General features: G+C 44.7%; 10 protein-coding genes and 2 rRNA genes (1 of these 12 cut by a window edge). 6 read left to right on the top strand and 6 right to left on the bottom strand.

Annotation, left to right across the window (positions count from 1 at the left end; genetic code table 11):
- Nucleotides 1–251: 251 nt before the first annotated feature.
- Entirely contained in the window at nt 252–1,556 is a 1,305-nt protein-coding gene (glyA, locus tag DYADSP32_RS19105; protein WP_149241261.1) for a serine hydroxymethyltransferase, read from the bottom strand.
- 524 nt (nt 1,557–2,080) lie between these two features.
- Here glyA and nagB point away from each other — a divergent pair.
- Nucleotides 2,081–4,024 carry a glucosamine-6-phosphate deaminase gene (gene nagB, locus DYADSP32_RS19100; protein ID WP_149244768.1) on the top strand — a complete coding sequence of 648 codons (1,944 nt, stop codon included), beginning with the start codon at nt 2,081–2,083 and terminating at the stop codon, nt 4,022–4,024.
- Nucleotides 4,025–4,152: 128 nt separating this feature from the next.
- Here nagB and DYADSP32_RS19095 read toward each other — a convergent pair whose 3' ends face one another.
- Nucleotides 4,153–4,317, bottom strand: a complete 165-nt coding sequence (locus DYADSP32_RS19095; RefSeq protein WP_414617897.1) for a hypothetical protein — start codon at nt 4,315–4,317, stop codon at nt 4,153–4,155.
- A 240-nt stretch (nt 4,318–4,557) separates the two neighbouring features.
- Here DYADSP32_RS19095 and mutL point away from each other — a divergent pair, with 240 nt between their 5' ends.
- The 5 genes from mutL (at nt 4,558) to opgC (ending at nt 11,581) form a co-directional block, all read left to right on the top strand.
- Nucleotides 4,558–6,444 carry a DNA mismatch repair endonuclease MutL gene (gene mutL / locus DYADSP32_RS19090; RefSeq protein ID WP_149241262.1) on the top strand — a complete coding sequence of 629 codons (1,887 nt, stop codon included), beginning with the start codon at nt 4,558–4,560 and terminating at the stop codon, nt 6,442–6,444.
- Nucleotides 6,445–6,497: 53 nt separating this feature from the next.
- Nucleotides 6,498–7,283, top strand: coding sequence for a rhomboid family intramembrane serine protease (locus tag DYADSP32_RS19085; RefSeq protein WP_149241263.1), 786 nt, complete (start codon nt 6,498–6,500; stop codon nt 7,281–7,283).
- A gap of 3 nt (nt 7,284–7,286) precedes the next feature.
- Nucleotides 7,287–8,204, top strand: a complete 918-nt coding sequence (locus DYADSP32_RS19080; protein ID WP_149241264.1) for a rhomboid family intramembrane serine protease — start codon at nt 7,287–7,289, stop codon at nt 8,202–8,204.
- A gap of 90 nt (nt 8,205–8,294) precedes the next feature.
- Nucleotides 8,295–10,229, top strand: coding sequence for a 1-deoxy-D-xylulose-5-phosphate synthase (dxs, locus tag DYADSP32_RS19075; RefSeq protein ID WP_149241265.1), 1,935 nt, complete (start codon nt 8,295–8,297; stop codon nt 10,227–10,229).
- 260 nt (nt 10,230–10,489) lie between these two features.
- A complete protein-coding gene (gene opgC / locus DYADSP32_RS19070; RefSeq protein ID WP_149241266.1) occupies nt 10,490–11,581 on the top strand; it encodes an OpgC domain-containing protein in 1,092 nt (363 codons plus the stop codon).
- Nucleotides 11,582–11,893: 312 nt separating this feature from the next.
- Here the strand turns inward: opgC and DYADSP32_RS19065 are convergent, their stop codons facing one another.
- The 4 genes from DYADSP32_RS19065 to DYADSP32_RS19050 form a co-directional block, all read right to left on the bottom strand.
- Nucleotides 11,894–12,739: an ISL3 family transposase gene (locus tag DYADSP32_RS19065; protein WP_414618145.1), complete on the bottom strand. Its 846-nt coding sequence runs from the start codon at nt 12,737–12,739 to the stop codon at nt 11,894–11,896.
- 130 nt (nt 12,740–12,869) lie between these two features.
- Complete coding sequence (locus tag DYADSP32_RS19060; RefSeq protein WP_414617437.1) at nt 12,870–13,250, bottom strand: transposase; 381 nt, start codon at nt 13,248–13,250, stop codon at nt 12,870–12,872.
- A gap of 191 nt (nt 13,251–13,441) precedes the next feature.
- Nucleotides 13,442–13,553, bottom strand: a 5S ribosomal RNA gene (rrf, locus tag DYADSP32_RS19055).
- Nucleotides 13,554–13,709: 156 nt separating this feature from the next.
- Nucleotides 13,710–15,187 (bottom strand): 23S ribosomal RNA (locus DYADSP32_RS19050); it runs 1,341 nt beyond the window's last position.

Genomic DNA, 15,187 nt, shown 5'->3' with positions numbered 1-15,187 from the left:
TCAATTGAATTCGTATTTTGGAGTGCAAAGTTATGAAAACTTTAGTAAGTCAAAACATGTTAGGTAACAATTCTTTAGATACTTAAACATTTGGTTTGACATTCGATCCCGATTCGCTTTGAAACTTGTTCTATACAAGCGACGGGATGCACGATCGAAAACGACAAAGTCACTGACTAAATAGCAAAAAAAACTGCGTAACAGATACTTTGTCAGTACCATTACGCAGTTAGAATCTTCAATTGGACAGCTTAGCTGTAAAGCGGAAAATCTTTCATCCAGGTATTTACTTCTTCTTTAACGGCAGATATCTTGGCGTCGTTGTCGTTATGGGTCAGCACTGTATCCACGAGGTCCACAATACGTTCCATGTCCGACTCCACCAAACCACGGGTCGTCATGGCAGCTGTACCAACCCGGATACCAGAAGTGACCATTGGTGATTTATCATCAAATGGTACCATATTTTTATTGATCGTAATATCTGCTTTAATTAAAGTGTTTTCTGCAAGTCGGCCGGTTAGTCCGGAGTCAATACCATTTTTTGTCCGCAGGTCAATTAACATCAGGTGGTTGTCTGTTCCGCCAGAAATGATTTTGTACCCTTTGCCAACAAATGCCTTAGCCATGGCCTGTGCGTTTTTAGCTACCTGCGATGCGTAGTTATAGTAGCCCTCGCTCAGCGCTTCTCCGAAAGCAATTGCTTTTGCAGCAATGATGTGCTCCAATGGCCCACCCTGAGTTCCAGGGAATACACCAGAATCCAGGAGAGAAGACATCATCCGAAGCTGGCCTTTGGGGGTTGTGATTCCGAATGGATTTTCGAAATCGTTACGCATCATGATGACGCCACCGCGTGGGCCGCGTAAAGTTTTGTGCGTGGTAGTGGTAACAATATGACAATGGTCAAAAGGGTCCTTCAAAAGCCCCTTGGCGATAAGTCCCGCAGGATGCGCGATATCTGCCATGAGTACGGCTCCTATCTGATCGGCAATGGCACGAAGGCGTTCATAATCCCAGTCGCGGCTATAGGCCGATGCGCCACATATCAATAGTTTCGGCTTTTCTTTAACGGCTGTTTCTTCTACTTTATCCCAATCAATAAGACCGGTTTCGGCTTCTACACCATAAAATACCGGTTTGAAGTATTTACCTGAAATGTTTACCGGAGATCCATGTGAGAGGTGACCGCCATGCGCAAGGTTAAATCCCATGATTGTATCACCAGGGTTGAGACATGCCAGAAACACGGCTGTGTTGGCTTGTGCTCCTGAGTGGGGCTGCACATTTGCCCAGGTTGCACCGAATAATTCCTTGAGTCTGTCAATGGCGATTTGTTCAATTTCATCCACAACCTCACAACCGCCATAATAGCGTTTTCCTGGCAGGCCTTCTGCATATTTGTTGGTAAGCACACTTCCTGCAGCCTCCATCACTTGTTTGGACGTAAAATTTTCAGAAGCAATAAGCTCTATTCCTGACTCCTGACGAAGATTTTCCTTTTGAATTAAGTCAAAAATGGTGGTATCACGTTCAACGCTTGTGAGTGTAGACATGGGATTAACAGAAGATTATGTGACGTTTTTTAGAACAAGGCGCAAAAATACGACCAAATCTTGTGGAAAGAAAAAATCTGGAGGAGTTTCTCCGCTTCAATTTTGTGTAGGACTAGGTTCGTGCTTATTGTCAAAAGTCGTTCAGTTTAAAGGAAGGCAACTCCTGAAAAACTATTTTTAAATTTTTTTAATAATATTCCACATCAATCGTACTTTTGTACCCGGAAATGAACTTTCCGTTCGGAAAGCAGCTTGCGATTCTTGATCGCAAATCATGGGAAAAAGCTGCAATGTTTACGAACACATGCTACATTTGTAAAAACGATGTATTAATTTCCCCATTATTTTAGGGAGCACGTTGTTATAGTTTTGTTATTTGTTGTTGGGTTTAAAATTTTGATATACTTGTCAGGTTACCAACTCCCTTCTGATAAAGTTTTGCCCGGAGGTTTGTCCTTAACTCTTTACATAAATTTTCTCAATCAAAAATGGATCTAAAAGCGCTAAATCAGGAAACCATCCTCATGCAAGCTGCAGATGATGCCCAGGTTTCAAGTGGCGGAAGTGTTGGCCAGCCCATCACGTATGAAAAAATACCTACCCAAATTTTCTCAAACTCCAAAGATGCGTCAAATGCCGTAGCGATGGAAATATCGGCATTGATCCGAAAGAAACAGGCGGAAGGGAAACTTTGTGTTCTGGGTCTTGCCACAGGGTCATCGCCAAAGACTGTTTATGCTCAGCTCGTGAAAATGCATAGGGAGGAGGGGCTAAGTTTCAAAAATGTGATCTCCTTCAATTTGGATGAATACTATCCCATGGAGCCCGACTCCATTTATAGTTATCACCGGTTCATGAAAGAACAGCTGTTTGATCATGTGGATATTCCAAAGGAGAATTATTTTCTACCGGACGGGACTGTTCCGCCTGCCTTACTGAGGGAGTATTGTGCATCGTATGAGAATAAGATCCACGCTGCTGGCGGACTGGATTTTCAACTTTTAGGTATTGGAGGTAACGGACACGTAGGTTTTAACGAACCTGGTTCGTTGATCAACGCCCGTACCAGGCTGATTACACTCGACCATTCTACCCGTGCCGCCGCTGCGATGGAGTTTGGAGGCCTTCACAAGGTACCCCGTAAGGCAATTACATTAGGGGTTTCACCCATATTGAGTGCCCGGCGTGTGGTGCTGCTTGCGTGGGGTGAGCGTAAAGCATCTGTAATCAGGGGTGCAGTAGAGGGTCCCGTTACAGAGCGTAACCCGGCATCGTATCTGCAGGCTCATCCGGATGTATCATTTATATTGGATGAAAGTGCCGCATCTGAACTGACAAGGGTCAAAACACCTTGGGCGGTTGATTCCGTTGTTTGGGACAATAAGATGATCAAAAAGGCGGTTACCCACCTTTCTAATATTCTCGAGAAGCCCATTTTAAAGCTGACAGATAAGGATTACAATGACAATGGTATGAGTGATTTGCTGGCACAATATGGTGCTGGTTACGAAATCAATATCAATGTTTTTAATCAGTTACAACACACCATTACGGGCTGGCCCGGTGGCAAGCCCAATGCCGACGATACCAATCGTCCGGAACGAGCACAGCCAGCCAAAAAACGGGTTCTTATTTTTAGCCCTCACCCCGATGATGATATTATTTCAATGGGCGGTACGTTCCAGCGATTGGTGGATCAGGGCCACGAGGTGCATGTGGCCTACCAAACCTCCGGAAATATCGCAGTTGCAGATGATGAGGCACTTCGGTTTATTGATTTTGTCGTAGATTTCAACAACCAGTTCGGTATCAACAATACGGAGGCTAATAAGCTGTTTGAGGATGCGAAAGAATTTTTGAGACATACCAAGGATAGTGAAATCGACACCCCAGAAATCAGGACAGTTAAAGGCCTTTTACGTAAAGGGGAAGCCAAGTCTACCTGTCGGTTTGTTGGTATTCCTGTTAAGCAAGCGCATTTTTTAAACATGCCGTTTTATGAAACAGGCACAGTTCAAAAAAATCCTATTGGAGAAGAGGACATCAAGATTATTGAAAACCTGATCGAGGAAATCAAACCGCATCAGATTTACGCAGCGGGCGATTTTGCCGATCCGCACGGCACGCACAAAGTTTGCTGGGATGCGATCGAAGCGGCTCTTCAACGCTCAAAGCATAAAAACTTTATGAAAGACTGCTGGGTATGGCTCTACCGCGGTGCATGGGCCGAATGGGATATTCATGAAATTGAAATGGCTGTGCCGATGAGCCCCGACCAGGTACTTAAAAAGCGCCAGGGAATATTTAAGCACCAGTCTCAGAAAGATGGTGTTGTATTCCAGGGTGAAGATGCCAGGGAGTTTTGGCAACGGGCTGAGGAGCGCAACCGGGCCACCGCGCATTTGTATGATGACCTGGGACTGGCGGAGTACGAAGCGATGGAAGCCTTCGTCAGGTGGAAGTTTTAGTCTGTCACCACATCATAAAACAAGAGAGCTGGAAATTGATTTCCAGCTCTCTTGTTTTATATTTATTAGGTTATTTTTAACACATAGTCACTTGTAAATCATACTGTGGTAGTACAGCGTATTACTCGCTATAGCTCCATATCAATCCACATGCGCTGAGCCATCTTCTCGACCATATTCACCACACCCTGTACAGCCCCGAATATCACACACAATGGAAGGATAACAGGCATGAAAATGAGCCATTGAAGGGCCATCGTGATGTTGAATTTTTTAAACACTGGTGTCTTCATATCCGTGGGTTAATTTAGCGAAGGGTTCAGAGCCCTAAAGTATAAATTTTTATTAAAATAATAACGCAAAGTCGGCAAGAAAAAGTTTAATATCTGTAAAAGTTTCAATATTAAATATAACTATTCGGCTTGTATTGCACCTAAATAAGGTTTTCACTTCCCGCGCCTTCCGGCAAATCTCTTTGCTCTAAAAAAAAATTTGTTAATTTGTTACTGAAAAGACAAACTGAAATCCGCAATATGCCTTCTTTCGATATTATCCAGTTATTGCCCGACTCTATTGCCAATCAGATCGCTGCCGGTGAAGTAGTTCAGCGGCCCGCTTCGGTGGTAAAAGAGTTGCTGGAGAATGCGATTGACGCGAAAGCAGGAAATATTCAGGTGATCCTGAGAGAAGCCGGGCGTACTTTGATACAAATCATTGATGACGGTACCGGCATGTCCGAGACGGATGCGAGAATGTCGTTTGAACGCCATGCGACTTCAAAAATCCGCCAGTCTGAAGACCTCTTCAGGATCCGGACCATGGGATTCCGTGGAGAGGCATTGGCGTCAATTGCTGCGGTGGCCCAGGTAGAGCTGCGAACCCGTCAGGCAGACGTTGAGTTGGGAACCCTGATCAGGATCGAAGGTTCAGAAATAAAAACACAAGAGCCCGTTGCCTGTATTGTTGGGACGAACCTGAGTGTCAAAAATCTATTTTTTAATGTACCGGCAAGGCGTAATTTTCTAAAGTCCAACCCGGTTGAAATGCGCCATATACTTGATGAATTTCAGCGGATTGCCCTGGCGCATCCTGAGGTTGGGTTTTCTTTAAATCATAATGATACGGAGGTTTTTAACCTTTTGCCAGGTAAGCTGGTCAGGAGGATTGTGGATATTTACGGACGTAATTATCGGGAACAACTAGCGTTCTGCCAGGAGGATACGTCCTATATTAGTGTAAGGGGATACATCGGTAAGCCGGAATTTGCGAAGAAAACCAGAGGAGAACAATTCTTCTTCGTCAATGACCGCTTTATCAAGCACAGTTATATGCACCATGCGGTGATTAGTGCCTTCGATGGTACCATCGCCGAAGGCAGCCATCCGTTTTACGTGTTATTTATTGAGATAGACCCTTCGCACATTGACATTAATATTCACCCTACCAAAACGGAGATTAAGTTTGACGATGAACGGTCGGTTTATGCCATCGTTATGGCCGCAGTGAAGAAGGCGGTCGGGGTGTATAACTTATCGCAGTCTATCGATTTTGAGGATAACATCAATTTTCTCAATCCCTCGCCCATTGATCAAAACCACAACATGGTTCCCAGAACGGTCATGCCAGACTGGGCAGCGCAATCGAAAAAGTCGGACGGAGGAACTTCGAGATCCAATCTGACCAATTGGAACAAGCTGTTTGAAGGGCTGCAGAACACAGATAGCAGCAGCAGAGAGCTTGCGGCGTTTGAGATGGGGGCTACCACGGTTTCCAGGCCGGTATATCAGGAGCAATCGATGACCGTGGCAAGTAAGATCAACAGGATGGCGTCGGAAGTTATTTCGGCTCCTGAAAGTGATGCCGTTTTGTTTCAGCTACACAACCGTTATATTCTTTCCCAGGTCAAGGATGGTATCATGCTGATTGATCAGAAAGCCGCTTATGAGCGTATTCTATACGAACGTTATCGTAAGATGCTGACCAACAGAAACGGAGCATGCCAGCAATTGCTGTTTCCGAAAACCATTCGCCTCACCTATTCTGATATACAGCTGGTGAATGAGACCCGAAAGGAAATACGAAGTCTGGGTTTTGAGTTTGATGAATTTGGGACAAATGAATTGATCATAAGAGGAATTCCGGCTGATTTGCCCGAGGAAAGTGAACAGGACTTGTTTGAGGAGCTGGTTGAGCAGCTTAAACAAAGCTACTCTGACCTGAAATTGAACAAACCTGAAAGCCTGTCCCGGTCACTGGCCCGCAGGTTTTCTGTGCGCTATGCGGTGAAGCTATCTTTTGTGGAAATACATACGCTGATTGATCAGCTATTTGCGTCAACCGATCCCAACCGCACGCCGGGCGGGGAGTCTATCATCGTATTATTGACCATGGACAAGTTGAGCAGTATTTTCAAAGGGTAAGCAAATACAGTAAGCAAAAACCCGTTTAATTAATTATTTGATTTCGAATTGATATGTTAGCCATAACCCCATCTGTAAGGAATTTACTAATTCTCAATGTACTTTTTTATTTTGTTGACAAAAACATACTGACTCTTTCAGATGGATTTGCATTGCGGCCAGTGCTCTCACCTGCATTTATGCCCTATCAGTTTGTTACCTACATGTTTCTTCATGGGAACATCGGACACTTGTTCAGTAACATGTTCGGGCTTTTTATGTTTGGCCCTTTGCTAGAGCGGATGTGGGGTTCTCAAAAATTCCTCTTCTTCTACTTTTTCACCGGAATTGGTGCGGGTCTCTTATTCTCTGCTATCGGTTATTTCGAGAATGCACAACTACGTGATGCGGTGGAATTGTATATTCAGAATCCTACCCCGGAAGGTTGGATAGAGTTTATGACGCAACACGCAAATGAATTTTACAGAGCAAATCTCGAATTTGTAAATAATTTTGAAGAAAATCCAACCAATCCCGCCTATATTGAGAAGAGTATTGGTACAGTAAAAGGTTATTACCAGGCAATGGCCAATATTCCCATGGTGGGCGCTTCGGGTGCCATTTTTGGTATTCTCATGGCGTTTGGTTTACTGTTTCCTAACACCGAACTGTTTATGCTTTTTATTCCGTTTCCTATTAAGGCTAAGTACTTTGTGACATTTTACGGGCTATACGAGCTGTATTCGGGAATTCAAAATGCTCCATCGGATAATGTAGCACATTTTGCTCACCTTGGAGGAATGCTATTTGCATATATATTGTTGCGATATTGGGGTACACGCAAAACAAACTTCTATTGAAAAATGAACAATATTTTAAGGGATTTAAAGAATGAGTTCGCCAAATCCGAAAATTCGCTGGTTAAGATCATTCTGATCAATTCGGCCATATTTTTGATCTTACTCCTGGCAAAAATCGTTTTGACGTTTTCGCAGTCCCGAGGGATCTATGATGCGATATTGGATCAATTGTTCCTGCCCGCTTCGACAAACAGCTTTTTGTACAAGCCCTGGACGCTGTTTACCAACTTCTTTGTCCATGTAGATATATTTCATATTTTGTTCAATATGCTCTTCCTGTACTGGTTTGGCCGGTTGGTAGATGAGTATTTGGGGTCTAAGCGGGTTATCGCGTTGTATTTGCTGGGGGGGCTGGCCGGTGGTATTCTTTTCATGGTGATCTATAATCTGATTCCTTATTTTAAACCTGTTCTTGAGGTTTCGGTTTTGCATGGTGCTTCTGCAGCTGCTTTTTCTGTTGCCGTGGGCGCCTCCACCTTGCTTCCGAATTATACTTTTAATCTGATATTTCTGGGTCCGGTGCGTATCAAGTTTATAGCACTGTTTTACATTATCCTTTCTCTTGCCGAAGTAGTAGGTTCCAATGCCGGTGGAAACATAGCGCATTTGGGCGGCGCCCTGATTGGATATTTGTTCATCAAGTTGTTGCAAAATGGAACCGATCTGGGAAAACCAATCTACGCAGTGATGAATGCCTGGTCGGGTTTGTTCCGCAAGCGGCCCTCCATGCAGGTGACTTACCGGGAAAAACAGGTATATCGCAGCTCAAATGTATTTGCCACAAGCTCATCTTCTACCACCATTGAAGTGCCCAATCAGACGGAAATTGACATGATTCTCGATAAAATTTCAAAATCAGGATATGAAAGTCTGACGAAGGAGGAAAAGCAAAAGCTGTTTAAGGCCAGTCAACAAAAATAAATGTCGGTTTCTTTTCACGATTTAGTTAATTTTGCACAACCTTTTGGATTATAGTCAGATAACAGGATCTGATTTTCAATGGCTTCTAATATGCTAATAACACCTGGTAAACTACTGGCTAAAATCAATTCTCCCGAAGATTTACGAAAGCTGGATCCTTCAAAATTGCCTCAGGTATGTAATGAATTACGCCAGTATATAATAGATAATGTTTCGGTTTACGGAGGACATTTTGGTGCCAGCCTGGGTGTCGTTGAATTAAGCGTTGCACTACATTATGTTTTTAATACACCCGATGACCAGCTCGTATGGGATGTGGGTCATCAGGCTTACGGCCATAAGATTCTGACAGGGCGCAGAGATGATTTTCACTCTAATCGTACATACGGTGGCTTGTCCGGTTTCCCCAAACGGAATGAGAGTATTTACGATGCCTTCGGAGTAGGACATTCGTCTACATCCATTTCGTCGGCTTTAGGTATGGCGGTGGCATCGGCTTTACAGCAAAACTATGAACGTCAACACATCGCAATCATTGGCGATGGAGCCATGACTGCCGGGATGGCATTTGAAGGAATGAACCATGCAGGAGCTACGGATTCGAACCTTCTTATTATCCTGAACGATAATTGTATGGCCATCGATCCGAATGTAGGCGCGCTGAAAGAGTATCTCACAGATATCACCACCTCTCAGACCTACAACAAGTTCAGGGATGAAGTGTGGAATATGCTTGGGAAGATGAGCAACTTTGGTAAAAGCGCCCAGGAGGTGGTATCCAAAGTGGAAGCCGTTATGAAAACGGCAATACTTCGACAGAGCAATTTATTCGAATCCTTGGGGCTGCGTTATTTCGGACCGATAGATGGAAACGATATCAGTCATCTTACCGAAGTGTTGAAGGATCTTAAAAGTATTCCCGGGCCAAAGCTGTTACACTGTCTGACGGTTAAGGGTAAGGGATATGGTCCTGCCGAAAAAGACCAGACCAAGTGGCACGCTCCCGGAGTTTTCGACAAGATTACCGGCGAAATTCAGAAGAAAGTTTATGATGTTCCTCAGGCACCTAAATATCAGGATGTATTTGGCAATACCCTGGTTGAGCTTGCAGAAAAAAATCTAAAGATCGTTGGGGTGACTCCCGCTATGCCCTCCGGATCCTCCATGAATATTATGATGGCTGCCATGCCCGACAGGGCCTTTGATGTAGGTATTGCTGAACAGCATGCTGTTACTTTTTCGGCAGGCATGGCTACAAGAGGTGAGGTGGTGTTTTGTAACATCTATTCTACTTTTATGCAACGTGCCTATGATCAGGTGATACATGACGTATGCATTCAGGAGCTTCCTGTCATCTTCTGTCTCGACAGGGCGGGTTTGGTCGGTGCCGATGGGCCGACACATCATGGCTTATACGACATTGCCTACATGCGGTGTGTACCCAATATGGTGGTGGCATCTCCCATGAACGAGGAGGAATTAAGAAACTTGATGTATACCGCTCAACTGGATTCGTTTCAGAAGGGGACACAGGCGTTCACCATACGGTATCCCCGGGGCAACGGTGTGATGCCCAACTGGAGAACCCCATTTCGACAAGTTGAAATTGGTACCGGAAGGAAAATTCAGGAGGGTACCGATGTGGCTATTCTCACGTTGGGTCCTTTGGGTAATTACGTCGGGGAAGCGATTCAAACTTTGCAAAAAAGCAAAATAAGTGCTGCACACTACGACATGCGGTTTGTTAAGCCTCTGGACGAGGCCATGCTTCATGAGGTTTTTGGCAAATTTGATAAGGTCATTACTTTGGAAGATGGTTGTCTTCAAGGAGGGTTTGGGAGTGCGGTTCTGGAGTTTATGGCAGATCACGGCTACACTGCTCAAATCAGGCGTATGGGTATTCCCGATAGAATTGTAGAACACGGAGAGCCAGCTGAGCTGCATCGGGAATGCGGAATCGATACAGAAGGCATCGTTGACATTGCGCTTACCTTCACGGGCAATCTCGCCCCGGTTCGTATTTGATATTTAGATAACCCTCTCCTTCTTGGTTTTTAAGACCTTAGCGATTGCCTATCTATTTTGAAGGAAATTCTGCCCTACCAGCTCTGGGAGTCTGCTTGTCGGTATCTGACAATTGGATTACTTCAGGGGTTGTTATAGACAGGATTAACTTTGGAATCATCGTAATTATGCTTACTCTATTTACAGAATAAATGCATATTTTTGCGAAGTAACTGATGGGGTACAATGCTTAATTGTGCCCCATCAGGACTATCGCGTTTATGACTCCACGTAATAATGATCTTGATGTTCTGCGGGGCATTTTATTAATTCTGATCACTGTAAATCATATCGGCGGACCGGTTAGTAAATTTACTTCCCATCCGATGGGCTTTGTGTCAGCCGCGGAAGGATTCATTTTCCTGTCGGGATATGTGCTTGGCCTTACCTTTGGGCAACGCTTGCTAAAAGGATGCGAGATCAAGCTCGCAATTATGTCCAAAAAATCACTGAAAATTTATGGGTATCACATAGCAACGATGGTAATTTTACTCATTCCATATCTTTTTAGCCACCCCTATTTAACCAAATGGCAGTCTCCTGAACTCATTCCGATTATTGAAAATCCAATGATTTCCTCAACAGCCTTCCTTTTGCTTCTTTTTCAACCTGAACACCTGGATGTGCTCCCTATGTACATTTTATTCTTTCCGATGGGTCTGATTGCTTTGAAGGCACTATCACGTGGGAAGAAATTCTTTGTGCTGGGCATAAGTAGTTTAATCTGGCTGTTGGGGCAGTTCGGTATATTCTCGGCTTCCAGCACAGAACAAGTAAGATTTGGCCTGTTTAACTTACTCAGTTGGCAGATCCTTTTCATTCTTGGTTGCCTTGCAGGCTATTCACGAAGTATGGGTACGGTGTTAATTCCCAAGACCAAGGCTCTTTTGACTTGTTCCTTGGTGCTGTTGTTAAGTTTTGCGATGATCAGATACGGCACAAGCATAAGAGGAGTGCTTGCCGACGCGGTCAGAACATTTTCAGCTAAGGAAAATTTGCAGTTTTTCCGTTTGCTCAATTTCCTGGTTATTGCATACCTTATTGGCTATATGATTGATTCAGGGTATTTTCCCAAGTCGAGACCCTTGGCATTCATTGGAAGATACTCTTTGCAGGTCTTTACATTTCAAGTTGTTCTCGTTTTTTATTACACGCCCTTTCGGGGCGCAATATTTGAGATGGGGCCACATGTGAGATTGCTTGTGCAACTAATTGCTGCGTCGCTTCTTTTCCTTCCAGCTCTGATATATCAGTCTTTGAAAAATAAAACAAAAGGATACAGAACCGTTCGACTGGAAAAGCAAAATGCCTAACATTGGAGCGCGTCCCCAAAAAATAGATGTTGTATGAAGCGGCCCACCTATTCATCCGATTCTCATCGTTGTGCCTGCTTTCCGCTACCTTTTTTATCTAATCAATTTATTGTGGGAATGCCTTGCATAGGCGAGTGTGAATATGACAATAGAGACTTATTAAGTCAATTTGAAATAAGTACCATATTCTCTGTAAAAGAAGCATACGGGGCTTCCTGGGCGATATCCAATGCAAACGGGATCGGATCTGGTTAAGAAACAGTTATTTGACTTCCCCAACTTTTCGGATCAAGTGGAAAAGTTGGGGGGCGATTATGCATAAAGTTTAGAAAGCCGGAACAGGAAGAACTTGATGTCTCTTACACCTCTTGATGACGATCTGAAAGATTTAACCTTGGCGTTGAAAGATTCGGCCGATGCGTTGGTGCTTTTATTGTTGAAAAAATTCAGGATATCTAAATAGTGGGTTTGAATAGACCTGGCAACGGTTTTGAAGGAGTCTATTCCGCAGTCTTCCACAATGTTATACCACAATGCAAGCTTCTTGAAGGCTACTTCCTTCAAAGTGCAAGTCCGAAAGATAGTCCCCAGATCCAAAGAGATATTGTAAGCTTTCTTGATTAAGGGATAACGTTCAAACAGCAACTTGGCCCGTTTTACTTGCGAGGTGGTCCACTTGTCATGGTGCTTAAATAGCAGATATCTACTTCTTGCCAACAACTGCTTTACTGTATCTCCGTTTTCGAGAACTTCTGGCTCAAAGCTTACTCCCGCCGCCTTGGCTGTACTAATGGCCTCATTTTCCTTATCCAGAACCTCCCAGCGGTATTTGATCCGGATTTCCTGTACCGCTTCATATGCTAATTTTTGTACATGAAAGCGATCGATTACCCGATCTGCCTTAACAAAACAGCGCTTCACGATCATATTCATATTGGCTGCCATGTCCAAGGTAACCTCACGAACTGTGTCCCGAAGCTTCTTGGGAATCCCGTTTAAAACTTCAATAACAGTTTCAGCCTGAGTGCCTTTAACCATCGCAACAAGTGCTCCTTTCCTCCCTTTGGCAGCTTTATTTGTAACGATGGTGTATAATTCCCCGTTAGAAAGAGCAGTTTCATCAATGCTTAAATGAACACCTGTATTCTCAGCATACAACATCCAGTCTTCTGCATGCTCTATTTGATCCCATTGGCGATAGTCACTGATATGATCTTTATACTGCTGCTGAAGCTGTTTCCCTTCTAAATGATAGTATTTACCCAGTTGTGAACAGCTAACGGGATTATTATCTATACAACTCTTTTAAAAAATCAGCGAACTCTTTGGTCATTCGAGTTCCCTGTTGTACCACATTCCAGTCTCTGCTAATTATCTCTTTTGTATCCTTGACTTCCCAACGACGGCGTTTTATACAGAGCGTAACTTTCTGATTACGAATAGGAAAGTCCTGAATATAGATTTCCGGAAGAAATCCCTTGGACTCCAACTTTTCATCTTTATACTCAACAGGAGTAATATTCTTCTCTACTAAGTAGATGTTTAATCCAGGAATGGACTCAACGACTTTGGTTGGTTCAAAATACTCTAGGATGCCTTCTGGTAAAAGTATACGGACAAGTGTTTGGTAAGAATCGTTCAATGCAAACAAAATTGGTTCAGGATGCAAAGCAAATAATAATTCAGCTTCCCCCCAACTTTTCAGCTTGATCCATAATAATTCAGCTTCCCCCCAACTTTTCAGCTTGATCCGTCACGATGACCTGGGTGGCCCCGCCTGGGTGGCCCCGCCTGGGAAGAAGATAACACAAACGCAAAAAAGCCTCACATTTTTGCGAGGCTTTTTGTTTTGTAATAGTATTGTGGCGGCTACCTACTTTACCAGGTTTGACCCAAGTATCATCGGCGGTTCCGGGCTTAACTTCTCTGTTCGGGATGGGAAGAGGTGAACACCGGGCCAATAGCCACCAACAAGATCTTTTGAGGGGAAGAAGGAGGAAGGAAGTATGGAGGAAGGGAAAATCCCTTTCGTCCTTTATCCTTTTTTCCATTATCCTTTCATTCCTTTTTTCATGTCATATTGGAAGTAGAAGAGATTGAGATTAAATGTTTTTTCTAGTGAAAGAAAATGTGCAAGCTGTTGGGTAATTAGTACTGCTCGGCTGAATGTATTTCTACACATACACCTGCAGCCTATCAACGTTGTAGTCTACAACGACCCTTATGTGGAAGATTCATCTTCGGGCTAGTTTCGCACTTAGATGCTTTCAGCGCTTATCTATTCCCCACATAGCTACCCGGCCATGCTCCTGGCGGAACAACCGGTTCACCAGCGGTAGGTCCACCTCGGTCCTCTCGTACTAAAGGCAGCCCCCGTCAATCTTCCTACGCCCACCACAGATAGGGACCGAACTGTCTCACGACGTTCTGAACCCAGCTCGCGTGCCACTTTAATCGGCGAACAGCCGAACCCTTGGGACCTTCTCCAGCCCCAGGATGTGACGAGCCGACATCGAGGTGCCAAACCTCCCCGTCGATGTGAGCTCTTGGGGGAGATCAGCCTGTTATCCCCGGCGTACCTTTTATCCTTTGAGCGATGGCCCTTCCATACAGAACCACCGGATCACTATACCCTGGTTTCCCACCTGCTCGACCCGTCGGTCTCACAGTCAAGCCTGCTTGTACTATTGCACTCCACACACGGTTACCAAGCGTGTTGAGCAGACCTTTGGAAGCCTCCGTTACACTTTTGGAGGCGACCACCCCAGTCAAACTACCCACCATGCACGGTCCTTGACTTAGTCAAGTTAGATCCCAGGCCAGCGAAGGGTGGTATTTCAACGTTGGCTCCAAGATGCCTGGCGACACCCCTTCATAGCCTCCCACCTATCCTACACATCCCTGACCCGAAAACAATGCAAAGCTATAGTAAAGGTGCACGGGGTCTTTCCGTCCCGTGGCGGGTAAGCGGCATCTTCACCGCTACTACAATTTCACCGAGCTCACGGCCGAGACAGTGCCCAGATCGTTACACCATTCGTGCAGGTCGGAACTTACCCGACAAGGAATTTCGCTACCTTAGGACCGTTATAGTTACGGCCGCCGTTTACTGGGGCTTCGATTCAATGCTTCTCTTGCGATGACATCCCCTCTTAACCTTCCAGCACCGGGCAGGTGTCAGGCCCTATACGTCAACTTTCGTTTTGGCAGAGCCCTGTGTTTTTGCTAAACAGTCGCCTGGGCCATTTCTCTGCGGCCTCTCTTGCGAGGAGGCTCCCCTTCTCCCGAAGTTACAGGGTTAATTTGCCGAGTTCCTTAGCCGTGATTCACTCGAGCACCTTAGAATATTCTTCTCGACTACCTGTGTCGGTTTACGGTACGAGTTGCAATAAGCTGATGTTTCAGAAGCTTTTCTTGGAAGCCTTTTCGTATGTTCGCTTCGCCCGTAGGCTCTGCTCAACGCACTATTCCGTCAGTACGTACATACCACAATACTCCGTCACTTCGTCACACTCATTGCAAGGGCAGGAATATTAACCTGCTGTCCATCGGTAATCGCCTGTCGGCTATACCTTAGGCCCCGCCTAACCCTCCGTTGATTAGCAT

Source organism: Dyadobacter sp. 32, from assembly GCF_902506755.1.
In the GTDB taxonomy this organism is placed as follows: domain Bacteria; phylum Bacteroidota; class Bacteroidia; order Cytophagales; family Spirosomataceae; genus Dyadobacter.
Note: the sequence above shows the minus strand (reverse complement) of the source record. Positions and strands in the feature narration are given on the sequence as shown.

Coding starts and splice junctions, on each gene's coding strand:
- glyA (WP_149241261.1), bottom strand. CDS start 1,556: ATGTCTACACTCACAAGCGTTGAACGTGATACCACCATTTTTGACTTA.
- nagB (WP_149244768.1), top strand. CDS start 2,081: ATGCAAGCTGCAGATGATGCCCAGGTTTCAAGTGGCGGAAGTGTTGGC.
- DYADSP32_RS19095 (WP_414617897.1), bottom strand. CDS start 4,317: ATGAAGACACCAGTGTTTAAAAAATTCAACATCACGATGGCCCTTCAA.
- mutL (WP_149241262.1), top strand. CDS start 4,558: ATGCCTTCTTTCGATATTATCCAGTTATTGCCCGACTCTATTGCCAAT.
- DYADSP32_RS19085 (WP_149241263.1), top strand. CDS start 6,498: ATGTTAGCCATAACCCCATCTGTAAGGAATTTACTAATTCTCAATGTA.
- DYADSP32_RS19080 (WP_149241264.1), top strand. CDS start 7,287: ATGAACAATATTTTAAGGGATTTAAAGAATGAGTTCGCCAAATCCGAA.
- dxs (WP_149241265.1), top strand. CDS start 8,295: ATGCTAATAACACCTGGTAAACTACTGGCTAAAATCAATTCTCCCGAA.
- opgC (WP_149241266.1), top strand. CDS start 10,490: ATGACTCCACGTAATAATGATCTTGATGTTCTGCGGGGCATTTTATTA.